General features: G+C 34.3%; 9 protein-coding genes. 8 read left to right on the forward strand and 1 reads right to left on the reverse strand.

What is annotated here, in order from left to right; genetic code table 11:
- Positions 1 to 13: 13 nt before the first annotated feature.
- On the reverse strand, positions 14 to 2,392 hold the full coding sequence (gene topA, locus H0V01_01660; protein ID MBA2582075.1) for a type I DNA topoisomerase: 2,379 nt from the start codon (positions 2,390 to 2,392) through the stop codon (positions 14 to 16).
- A gap of 233 nt (positions 2,393 to 2,625) precedes the next feature.
- On the opposite strand from topA, the gene miaB reads away from it, so the two are divergent.
- The 8 genes from miaB (at position 2,626) to H0V01_01700 (ending at position 11,694) form a co-directional block, all read left to right on the forward strand.
- A complete protein-coding gene (gene miaB / locus H0V01_01665) occupies positions 2,626 to 4,035 on the forward strand; it encodes a tRNA (N6-isopentenyl adenosine(37)-C2)-methylthiotransferase MiaB (protein ID MBA2582076.1) in 1,410 nt (469 codons plus the stop codon).
- A gap of 17 nt (positions 4,036 to 4,052) precedes the next feature.
- Positions 4,053 to 5,291, forward strand: a complete 1,239-nt coding sequence (locus H0V01_01670) for a sigma-54-dependent Fis family transcriptional regulator (protein MBA2582077.1) — start codon at positions 4,053 to 4,055, stop codon at positions 5,289 to 5,291.
- 74 nt (positions 5,292 to 5,365) lie between these two features.
- Entirely contained in the window at positions 5,366 to 5,818 is a 453-nt protein-coding gene (locus H0V01_01675; GenBank protein ID MBA2582078.1) for an LptE family protein, read from the forward strand.
- The gene (locus tag H0V01_01680; GenBank protein ID MBA2582079.1) at positions 5,819 to 7,081 is read left to right on the forward strand and encodes a hypothetical protein; all 1,263 of its coding nucleotides are present in this window, start codon (positions 5,819 to 5,821) and stop codon (positions 7,079 to 7,081) included.
- 19 nt (positions 7,082 to 7,100) lie between these two features.
- Positions 7,101 to 7,421: a preprotein translocase subunit SecG gene (secG, locus tag H0V01_01685; protein ID MBA2582080.1), complete on the forward strand. Its 321-nt coding sequence runs from the start codon at positions 7,101 to 7,103 to the stop codon at positions 7,419 to 7,421.
- A 215-nt stretch (positions 7,422 to 7,636) separates the two neighbouring features.
- Positions 7,637 to 7,915, forward strand: coding sequence for a co-chaperone GroES (locus H0V01_01690; GenBank protein MBA2582081.1), 279 nt, complete (start codon positions 7,637 to 7,639; stop codon positions 7,913 to 7,915).
- Between the two features lie 28 nt (positions 7,916 to 7,943).
- The gene (gene groL / locus H0V01_01695) at positions 7,944 to 9,575 is read left to right on the forward strand and encodes a chaperonin GroEL (GenBank protein MBA2582082.1); all 1,632 of its coding nucleotides are present in this window, start codon (positions 7,944 to 7,946) and stop codon (positions 9,573 to 9,575) included.
- Between the two features lie 376 nt (positions 9,576 to 9,951).
- Positions 9,952 to 11,694 carry an ABC transporter substrate-binding protein gene (locus H0V01_01700; GenBank protein MBA2582083.1) on the forward strand — a complete coding sequence of 581 codons (1,743 nt, stop codon included), beginning with the start codon at positions 9,952 to 9,954 and terminating at the stop codon, positions 11,692 to 11,694.
- Positions 11,695 to 11,697 lie beyond the last annotated feature (3 nt).

An 11,697-nucleotide genomic window follows, 5' to 3' on the forward strand; every position in this document is an offset into this window, starting at 1 on the left:
TTGTTCAATTCAATCATTTTATTTTTGCCACCGAAGCCTTGGCTTTTGGTTTTGCTTTAACAGGAACTTTTGTTTTTGCTGCTGCTTTTGCCTTTCCTTTAAACTTAGGAGCTGGTGCCTCTGCTGCTATTTTTAAACACTCTTCCAATGTAAGTGAAGTTGGCTCTTTTTCTTTAGGAATTTTAAAGTTGTTTTTTCCAATGGATATATATGGGCCCCATCGTCCATTTAAAATCTGAACTTCTTTATTTGCATCAAAGGTTTTAATAACTTTTTCTTTGTCTGCTTTTCTTTTCGCTTCAATTAATTCAATTGCTCTATCCTGTTCGATAGAATAAGGATCATCTTCTTTTTTTAAAGAATAAAAAGCACTTTTATGTTTAATATATGGCCCAAATCTGCCAATACTAACAGTCATCTCGTTATCTTCAAATTGCCCTATTTGCCTTGGCAGCTTAAACAATTCAAGAGCATCTTCAAGTGAAATTTGTTCCAATCTCTGATTAGGTCTTAGACCTGCATACTTTGGTTTTTCTTCTCCCTCTATGGATTCTCCCAATTGCACAATAGGCCCAAATCTTCCAATCCTTGCATAAACAGGCTTGCCACTTACCGGATCGATTCCTAATTTTCTTTCTCCTGAAGCTCTCTCTGATGTTTCCAGTGTGACTTCCACTGCTTTATGGAAGTTTTTATAAAAGGAGTCAATCATTTTATTCCATTCGATTTGTCCTTCCGCTATTTCATCAAATTCCTTTTCAACTTTGGCTGTAAAATTATAATCCAAAATGTTTTTAAAATGCTCAACAAGAAAATCCGTTACCACCATACCAATATCAGTAGGAAATAATTTATTTTTCTCAGCTCCGGTAATTTCAGTTAATGTTTCCTTTTTAATATTATTGCTTGATAAAGTAAGGGAGCGATATGACCTTTCCACTCCTTCTCTTTCTTCTTTAATAACATAACCTCTTTTTTGAACAGTAGAAATTGTGGGAGCATAGGTTGATGGACGTCCTATTCCTAATTCCTCTAGTTTTTTTACAAGACTAGCTTCAGTATATCTAGCAGGGTGATGAGTAAACCTTTGAATTGCAGTAATTTGCTTTAAATTCAGCTTCTCACCAGTTTTTAAAGGAGGCAACATTCCACTTTGTGCTTCCTCTTCCTCTTCATCAGTTGATTCAAAATACACTTTTAAAAACCCATCGAATTTCAGCACTTCCCCCTCCGCAATAAGTTTTTCCTGGTTGGTTGAAATATTTATTGTTGCAGTAGTTTTTTCAAGTTGAGCATCACTCATTTGGGAAGAAATAGTTCTTTTCCAAATCATTTCATACAATCTTTGTTCAGATGAATCACCTTTAACAGAATGGTTATTCATATAAGTTGGACGGATTGCCTCATGAGCCTCTTGTGCTCCTTTTGCTTTAGTTTTATACTGTCTTATCTGAACATATTCTTTGCCATATGAACTAATGATTTCCTCTTTGGCTGCCGAAATTGCAGTATCCGATAAATTCACAGAATCGGTTCTCATATAGGTAATTTTACCCGATTCATATAATTTCTGTGCAACCACCATTGTTTGGGCGACAGAAAATCCCAGTTTACGACTGGCTTCCTGTTGAAGTGTTGATGTTGTAAATGGAGCAGATGGTGATTTTTTCGCAGGCCGTGTTTCAAGTTTCTCAATAATAAAATCAGCATTTACACATTCTTTCAAAAACTCTTCTGCTAATTGTTCGGTTGAAAAGCGTTTTGGATGTTCGGCCTTAAGAACAGAATGTCCTCCAACTTCAAAATTTGCTGTTACTTTAAAGGCAGAAGTGGATTTAAAATCCATTATGGCTCTTTCTCTTTCCACAATAAGTCGCACTGCAACAGATTGAACACGTCCTGCTGAAAGAGAAGGCTTAACTTTTTTCCATAAAACTGGTGAAATTTCAAAACCAACCAATCTATCCAGGATTCTTCTTGCTTGTTGGGCATCAACAAGATTTTTATCAATATTTCTTGGTTGTTCAATTGCCCTCAATATTGCTGGTTTTGTAATTTCGTGAAACACTATCCTTTTCGTTTTAGAATCACTTAGTTTCAGCGTTTCAAACAAATGCCATGAAATGGCTTCCCCCTCACGGTCCTCATCCGTTGCTAGCCAAACCATTTCTGCACCTTTTGCGAGTTTTTTCAATTCTGCAATTACGTCCTTTTTGTCGGGCATAACCTCATATTGTGGCTCGAAATTGTTTTCAACATCTATCGCTAATCCTTTCTTTGCTAAATCTCTAACATGTCCGTATGATGATTTAACTTGAAAATCTTTCCCAAGGAATCCTTCAATAGTTTTAGCTTTAGCAGGGGACTCTACAATTACCAGATTTTTTGCCATATAGTATTATATTTATTATCAATCAACACTTTTCCTGTTTTGAAATTAACCGCAAAGTAAAGGAAAAGTAAAAGTTATTTCCAAATAATAATTTTATTTTAACCATTGAAAGTGCTGAAATTTGCATTAACAATAGCACAGAGGGGAATAAAAACGTTTTCAATATATGTCATTTTGTCACCATCTTTTTTTAACTTTGCCACTCTTTTATCTAAATTAGTAAATATTTTCAAATGATTTTGCCAGATAATAAAATAATTGACGAAAAGAAACAAGGGGAAGTTCTAAGCATCGCATCCTCAGTGAAACAAGGAGGGAAAAAATTTTACCTTGAAAGTTATGGTTGTGCAATGAATTTTTCAGATAGTGAAATTGTAGCTTCAATATTAATACAGCAAGGATTTTCAACAACCAATATTGCAGATGAATCAGATGTTATATTTATAAATACTTGCGCAATAAGGGATAATGCCGAATTAAAGATTCGTAACCGTTTAAGGCAATTCAATGCTTTAAAAAAACAAAGGCCTTCTTTAATAATCGGAGTATTAGGTTGTATGGCTGAGCGCATTAAATCAAAATTGCTGGAAGAAGAAAAGCTTGTAGATATTGTGGTTGGCCCGGATGCATATCGTGATTTACCAAACCTTATTGAAACTGTGGAGACTGGACAAAAAGCTGTAAATGTACTTTTGTCAAGAGAGGAAACATATGCAGATATAAGCCCTGTAAGATTAGGAAGCAATGGAATTTCAGCATATATATCAATAATGCGGGGATGCGACAACATGTGTTCCTTTTGTGTAGTACCTTTTACTCGTGGCCGAGAGAGAAGCAGGGATGCTTTTTCTATTGTAAATGAGGCGATGGATTTAGTTAGTAAAGGTTATAAGGAAGTTACTCTTTTAGGTCAGAATGTGGATTCCTACAAATGGAAGAATGAAGTAAATGAAAAAACAATAAATTTTAGTGCCTTACTAGAAATGGTTGCAATGGTAAGTCCGGAATTAAGGGTTCGGTTTTCAACTTCTCACCCAAAAGATATGGGAGATGATGTATTGGAGGTTATTTCAAAGTATGAAAACATTTGTAAACATATTCATTTACCTGTACAATCAGGCAATACTGAATTGCTTGAAAAAATGAACAGAGGATATAGTCGAGAATGGTACATGGAAAGAATTCATTCTATAAGAAAAATTATACCTAATTGTGCTATTACCACTGACATTATTACAGGATTTAGTTCAGAAACCCAGGATCAGCATAGAGATACTTTATCTCTCATGGAATATGTAAAATACGAATTTGCATATATGTATAAATATTCTGAGCGACCAAATACACTGGCAGAAAGAAAATTCAAAGATGATGTTCCTGAAGCTTTAAAAGCAGAAAGATTAAATGGGATAATAGAATTGCAGCATGCCCACTCTTTAGAAAGAAACGAATTAAACATTGGCAAAATTTTTAAAGTTCTTGTGGATGGTGAGTCCAAAAGATCAAAAAGCGATTTTTCAGGCAGGACAAGCCAAAACAGCACAGTTATTTTTCCAAGAAAGAATTACGCACCAGGTGATTATGTAATGGTAAAAGTAACAAGTTGTACCTCGGGTACATTAATTGGACAAATTGATGAGTAATTTAAACTGGTACTAAAATGACTATTCAACAGGTTAAGCAACGATTTGGAATAATAGGAGATAGTCCTTTATTAAATAGGGCAATTGATATAGCCATGCAGGTAGCTCCCACAGATCTATCAGTACTTATAACAGGTGAGAGCGGAACAGGGAAGGAAGCAATGCCTCAAATCATTCATCAATTAAGTACAAGAAAACACGGGCCTTATATTGCGGTTAATTGTGGGGCCATACCAGAGGGAACAATAGATTCAGAACTTTTTGGTCATGAAAAAGGTTCTTTCACAGGTGCACATGAGGCAAGAAAAGGGTATTTTGAGGTTGCAAATGGTGGTACTATCTTTATGGATGAAGTAGCTGAACTACCGCTTCAAACTCAGGCAAGATTTTTAAGAGTGCTTGAATCAGGGGAATTTATACGAGTAGGCTCTTCAAAGGTATTAAAAACCAACGTAAGGATAGTTGCAGCCACGAATGTTAAAATTCCTGATGCAATTCAAAAGGGTAAATTTCGTGAAGATCTTTATTACAGGTTAAATACAGTACCCATAATTGTTCCTGCTCTTAAAGAAAGGAAAGAGGATATTCACTTGCTTTTTAGAAAATTCGCAACAGATTTTGCAGATAAATATAAAATGCCTCCCATTAAACTGGATAATAAGGCAAAGGAAATTCTAATTAATTATCCCTGGCCTGGAAATATTAGGCAATTAAAAAACGTTACTGAACAAGTTTCAATAATTGAAAAGACAAGAGAAATCAATGCTGAACAACTCTTAATATACTTGCCGCAAGATACTATCAGTAAGCTTCCTGCCCTTTATAAGGGGGAAGGATCAGCTTCAGAATTTTCTGAACGTGACATATTATATAAAGTACTTTTTGATATGCGAAGGGATATTACTGATTTGAAAAATTTAGTCTTTGAAATTATTCAGCGCGATGGTATAACAAAGGAATTACGAGAGAGTCATGCAGGAATAATAAATAAGTTGTCTTCTGAACAACATGGTGAACCTTCTGAAGAACCCTCAATTCATTACCCTGTTTACAATCATGATGCCAGGCAAGTTGAAGAAGAAGAAAATGAACATGAAGTTGTGGAAGAAGAATCTTTATCACTGGAGGAAACTGAAATCGGACTAATAAAAAAGGCTCTTATAAAAAATAAAGGAAAAAGAAAAAATGCAGCCAAGGAACTTGGAATATCGGAGAGGACCTTATACAGGAAAATTAAAGAATACGGAATAATTTAAATTATAAAGCTTTGGTTAACAATTCTCTCAAAATAATTTTTGTGATTTTATTAGGATTTGTGGTTTCCTGTAAAATGAATTATTCATTTACTGGAGCATCTATTGCCCCTGATGTAAAAACCGTTTCAATTCAATACTTTCCGAATTATGCCCCCTTGGCTCAACCCTTATTAAGCCAGGAATTTACAGAGTCGTTACGGAATATTTTTTTAAGTCAGACGAACCTTAATTTAGTGGAAAAAAACGGTCATTTGCATTTTGAGGGAGCAATAACCGGATATAGCACCACACCTGTTGCCATTCAAGGCGGTGAAATTTCTCAGGCAGCTTATAACAGGTTAACTATAACAGTAAATGTAAAATTCATCAATACAAAAGATGAAAATCAAAACTTTGAAACCTCCTTTAACCGATTCACAGATTATGATGCCAGCAGAAATTTATCAGATGTGGAAATGGTGCTAATTAAAGAGATTAATGATCAATTGGTTCAGGATATATTTAATAAGGCTGTAAGTAACTGGTAGATGAAAAAGGAACAATTTTTAAGTTTCATGCAAAACCCTGAGCAATTAGACCAAAAGTCGTCTAAAAAGCTTGAAACAGTTTTGGAGGAATTTCCTTATTGCCAAACTGCCCAGGTTTTGTATTTAAAGGCGCTTCACAATGAAAAAAACATTCAATACCATAATAGACTTAAATTAACCTCAGCATATTCTGCAGATAGAAGAGTTTTGTATAAATTCATTATGCAAGCCGAATTAAAGGCTAAAATTGAAAAGGTTGAAAAGGATTTGAAACAAGCGGAGGAAACCCAAATCAGGAAAAGCCCTGCACTGGAATTAACCAAGCCAAATCAGATTAATGCAATTGTTGAGATTAAACTACCTGAAATTACACAATATGAGAAGAAAGAGGAGACAAAAATATCTGAGGGAAAAATTGAAATAAAACAGGAAAATGAAGCAACTTTCCCTAACCTAAAACCAGAAACAAAAGAATTAAAAACAATAAATTCCGATGAAATAAAAAATAATGGAACCAAGGAAGAAAAGGCGAACTCAATCCCAATAACTCTTGAACAACAAAGTCCAAAAGAAAAGAGTGAAGACCAAATAACTCCAAAAGAAACTCCAGTTAAAACTGTTAATAATCAACCAAATGAAAAAAAGCTGGATATAGAAATAAAAGTTGAACCTTGTTTAAACTTTGAAGCTGATCCTAATAAAGCAAACATTTCTTCGGTAAATGAATTTTTAATTTCTGATGATTCAAATACTCATTTAGCATCGGCAGGCGAAGAAGAAAATGAATTAACAGAACTGGAAACAGAAGTATTAAAGGAAGCAATTTTCGCTTCAATTGAACTTGATTTGTCTAAAATTCCTGAAATTGAAAACTCAAAGCAGGCAGAACCAATTAAAAAAGATTCTTTATCCCCAAAAGAAGAAAAACATACATTTAATCAATGGTTGAAAGTACTTAGTGAAAAGAAAGAAAGTAATAGCAATGCCAGTAAACAACCATCCCCAGGCTTTGATTTAATTGATAAATTTATTCAGGAGGAGCCTAAAATAAAACCAAAGAAAACAGCGTTCTTTTCACCAGTTAATATGGCACGAATGAGTGTGGTTGAGAATGACGGTTTTGTTACAGAAACTTTAGCAAAGGTTTATGCAAAACAAGGCAATAATAACAAGGCAATTAAGGTTTATGAAAATTTAATTTTGAAATATCCGGAAAAATCAGCTTACTTTGCAGCCCTAATTAAGGAAATAAAAGAAAAATAACACTAAAACACATAATCAAATGAGTATTTTAATATCGGTATTGTTGGTCATAGTATGCATTCTTCTTGTGCTAGTTGTATTAGTGCAAAATCCAAAAGGAGGAGGTTTATCTTCGTCTTTTTCTTCATCCACTCAAATTATGGGAGTAAGAAAAACTGCAGATTTCCTTGAGAAAGCAACATGGAGTTTAGCTATTGCCCTAGTTGCATTAAGCTTGTTTAGTGCTGTTATTGACAAGTCATCGGATAGAACCATACAAGGTTCTGAAATTGAACAACAAATAGAAACAGCGCCAGCACCTAGCCAGCCTGAAATGCCATCTATGCCTGAAGAGCAATAAAAAAAATACATTTATAACAAAAGGATTAAGCTTCTTTTGTAGAATAATTCACAGGAATAAAAATGTCAGCTTGTCATAAACTTGCTGACATTTTTATTTTTACCTGTTAAAATGTCTTGAAAATTCTCGACCAATAATTTAAAATGTTCTTGGCATAAAATATGACAAGAGAGTTTTGTAAAAAAATATTGTTTAACACTAAAATAAAATTCGAAATGTCAGACGTAAAAATCAAACCATTGGCAGACAGAGTACTTGTAGAAGTAGCACCTGCCGAAGAAAAAACAGCAAGTGGAATTATTATTCCTGATACTGCAAAAGAAAAACCGCAAAAAGGCAAAGTAGTTGCTGTTGGTGGAGGCAAAAAAGACGAACCTCTTACTGTAAAAGTAGGTGATGAGATACTTTACGGAAAATATGCAGGAACTGAAGTAAATGTAGAAGGCAAGGAATATTTGATCATGCGTGAATCAGATATTTTTGCAATAGTTTAATTAATTTAACAATCTAAAATTATAAAAAATGGCAAAGGATATCACTTACAATCTTGAAGCAAGAGACGCTCTGAAAAGAGGGGTTGATGCATTAGCAAATGCAGTAAAAGTAACATTAGGACCTAAAGGCCGTAATGTAATAATTGACAAGAAATTCGGTTCTCCAATAATTACAAAAGATGGGGTAACTGTTGCAAAAGAAATAGAATTAGCTGACCCTGTAGAAAACATGGGTGCTCAAATGTTAAAGGAAGTAGCATCTAAAACAGCGGATCTTGCAGGTGATGGAACAACAACAGCTACAGTTCTTGCACAGGCTATTGTAACTGCAGGATTAAAAAACGTAGCAGCAGGAGCTAATCCAATGGATTTAAAAAGAGGGATTGACAAGGCAGTAGAGGCAGTTATTGAAAACCTTAAAAAGCAATCACAGGCAGTAGGTGATGACAACAGAAAAATTGAACAAGTAGCAACAATTTCTGCAAATAATGACAATACTATTGGAAAACTTATTGCTCAGGCAATGTCAAAGGTTACCAATGAAGGTGTTATCACTGTAGAAGAAGCAAAAGGAACTGAAACTACTGTTGAAATAGTTGAAGGTATGCAATTTGACAGAGGTTACATTTCTCCCTATTTTGTAACCAATCCTGATAAAATGGAAGCAGTGCTTGAAAATCCTTTCATACTTATCTATGAGAAAAAAGTATCGGCAATGAAAGATTTACTTCCTATTTTAGAAAAAGCAGTTCAATCCGGAAGACCACTTTTGATAATTGCTGAAGATATTGACGGAGAAGCTCTTGCAACTCTTGTTGTAAATAAAATCAGAGGATCTCTAAAAATTGCAGCAGTTAAAGCACCAGGATTTGGGGACAGAAGAAAGGCAATGCTTGAAGATATTGCAGTATTAACAGGTGGTACAGTAATTTCAGAGGAACAAGGATTCAAACTTGAAAACACTGAATTAAAAGATCTTGGACAGGCTGAAAAAATCACTATTGACAAGGATAATACTACAATAGTAAATGGATCAGGTAAAAAAGAAGATATTTCAGGAAGAGTAAAGCAAATCAAAGCTCAGATAGAATCAACAACATCTGATTATGATAAAGAAAAACTTCAGGAAAGACTTGCAAAAATTGCAGGTGGAGTAGCAGTTCTGTATGTTGGTGCTGCAACAGAAGTGGAAATGAAGGAGAAAAAAGACAGAGTGGATGATGCATTAAATGCAACCAGAGCTGCCGTTGAGGAAGGAATTATTCCTGGAGGTGGTGTAGCATATATTCGTGCAGTTGAAACGCTTGAAAAAATAAAAGGAATTAATGAGGATGAAACAACTGGAATTGCTATTGTAAAGAGAGCAATTGAAGAACCTCTTCGTCAAATTGTTGCAAATGCAGGTGGTGAAGGTTCAATTGTTGTTCAAAAAGTGAAAGAAGGAAAAGGTGATTTTGGATATAATGCCAGAACTGACCAATATGAAAACCTTCTTGCAGCTGGAGTTATTGATCCAACTAAGGTTTCTAGAATAGCACTTGAAAATGCAGCTTCTATTGCAGGAATGTTACTTACAACAGAATGCGTACTTGCTGAACAAAAAGAAGAATCTCCTGCTCCATCAATGGGTGGCATGGGAGGAATGGGTGGCATGATGTAATATTTCCACTAAAACATTCTTTTAAAAAACACCCTTTTAGGTATTCTAAAAGGGTGTTTTTTATTTAAATCAATTCGCTCTATTTTTCTTTTAGGGCCTTTTTAGCGGATTATTTAATGAAAACTGTCTATTTTAATGAGAGTTCCGGAAACAAACTAAAGGGTTTCATTGGCTAGAATAGAATTTTTATAATAAAAATTCGCTTACTCGCCTAAATTTTATTTTTTTTTTACCTTTTTCGAATTGCCAAAATAAATTTTTAGTTCCAAGTAGTCTTTGATATTGCAGGAATTACCTATATTTGCATAATACTATGTTTTAAAATTAAATTAAGACAAAAATCCTCATTAGGAAACTAACATAATTTAAATTAACAATGAAAACAAGATTAATTGCACTCATTACCCTGGTTTGTATTCTTGGAGCATGTAATGGCGATAAAAAAACAGGCAAAACCAATAAAGTTGCTCAAGGCGATGTATTTTATGGAGGAGTATTCAGAATAAATGAAGTAGAAGACTTCAGGAATCTTTTTCCATTAAACGTTACCGAAGTAACCTCACATAGAATAACAAACCAAATATATGAGGGATTAGTAAAGCTTTCTCAAAAGGACCTTTCAATACTTCCAAGTCTTGCAGAGAGGTGGGAAATAAATGAGGATGCAACGTCCTTTACATTTTATTTGCGCAAAGGGGTTAAATACCATGATGATCCTGCTTTTGAAAATGGCATAGGGAGAGAGGTTACAGCAAAAGATTTCAAGTATTGCTTTAACTTATTGTGTACTGATTTTGGTGAGAATCAAGGTTTTTGGGTATTTAAGGATCGTGTAATAGGCGCCACAGAATATTATAATTCAACAACAGCTAAAGCACCATTAAAAGATGGTGTAGAAGGTGTTAAGGTAATTGATGATTACACTTTACAAATAGATTTAAAATATCCTTTTTCAGGATTTTTAAATATTTTATCCACACCCTTTACATGGGCATTCCCGCAGGAAGTTTTCGAAAAATATGGTGTTGAAATGCGCTCACATGCTGTAGGAACTGGAGCATTTATGGTTAAAAACATCAAAGAAGGCCAGGCTATTGTTCTTGAAAGGAACCCTGATTATTGGGATATAGATGAATTTGGCAATCAATTGCCTTATCTTGATGCTCTAAAATTCACTTTTCTTAAAGAAAAGAAATCTGAACTACTTGAATTTAAAAAGGGTAATTTGGAAATGGTGTATCGCCTTCCTCTTGAAATGATTAAAGATGTAACCTCAGAACTTGAAAATGCAAAAGAAGGAAACATATCTTTTGAATTGCAAAACATTGCCGCTCAAAGCACTTTTTATTATGGATTCCAGAATCAGGGCAAAATATTTGACAATAAAAATCTTCGCCTTGCTTTTAATTATGCTATCGATAGAGAGTCAATTGTAAATTACACTTTACAGGGTGAAGGAGTACCGGGAAATTATGGTATTGTTCCACCTGCTTATAAAAGCTATGAATCTTCAAAATTAGTGGGTTATACTTTTGATCCTGAAAAAGCAAGAAAATATATGGCTGCAGCAGGATATCCAAATGGAAAAGGTTTTCCAAAAATAACCCTACAAATAAACAGTGGTGGCGGTGATAGGAATGTTCAAACTGCAGAAGTAATTCAAAAAATGCTTAATGCAAATTTAAATATTGAAGTGAAAATTGATGTTATGCCATTTGCACAACATTTGGATGCACTTGAGACAGGAAAAGCGGACTTCTGGAGAACTGCCTGGATTGCTGATTATCCAGATCCTGAAAACTTTCTAAATTTATTGTACGGAGGGCATATTCCAAATACTATGGCTGAAAAATCATACATTAATTCTGTAAGGTATGTAAGTCCTGTTTTTGATTCTCTTTTTAAGGCAGGGTTAAGGGAAGTTGATCTGAAAAAAAGAAATGAACTGTATTTAATGGCTGAGCAGGTTGCTATTGATGATGCTGCCATTATGCCTATTTTTTATGACGAAAATACTAGGCTTATTCAGGTATATGTAAAAAATTTCCCTATAAACTCAATGGAGCTTCGTGACTTTTCAAAAGTTTATATTGATCCGAATTTAATGGAAAAGAAATAAAAC

This window comes from Bacteroidota bacterium, from assembly GCA_013696965.1.
Classification (GTDB): Bacteria; Bacteroidota; Bacteroidia; order JACCXN01; family JACCXN01; genus JACCXN01.

Coding starts and splice junctions, on each gene's coding strand:
- topA (MBA2582075.1), bottom strand. CDS start 2,392: ATGGCAAAAAATCTGGTAATTGTAGAGTCCCCTGCTAAAGCTAAAACT.
- H0V01_01700 (MBA2582083.1), top strand. CDS start 9,952: ATGAAAACAAGATTAATTGCACTCATTACCCTGGTTTGTATTCTTGGA.
- miaB (MBA2582076.1), top strand. CDS start 2,626: ATGATTTTGCCAGATAATAAAATAATTGACGAAAAGAAACAAGGGGAA.
- groL (MBA2582082.1), top strand. CDS start 7,944: ATGGCAAAGGATATCACTTACAATCTTGAAGCAAGAGACGCTCTGAAA.
- H0V01_01680 (MBA2582079.1), top strand. CDS start 5,819: ATGAAAAAGGAACAATTTTTAAGTTTCATGCAAAACCCTGAGCAATTA.
- H0V01_01670 (MBA2582077.1), top strand. CDS start 4,053: ATGACTATTCAACAGGTTAAGCAACGATTTGGAATAATAGGAGATAGT.
- H0V01_01675 (MBA2582078.1), top strand. CDS start 5,366: ATGAATTATTCATTTACTGGAGCATCTATTGCCCCTGATGTAAAAACC.
- H0V01_01690 (MBA2582081.1), top strand. CDS start 7,637: ATGTCAGACGTAAAAATCAAACCATTGGCAGACAGAGTACTTGTAGAA.
- secG (MBA2582080.1), top strand. CDS start 7,101: ATGAGTATTTTAATATCGGTATTGTTGGTCATAGTATGCATTCTTCTT.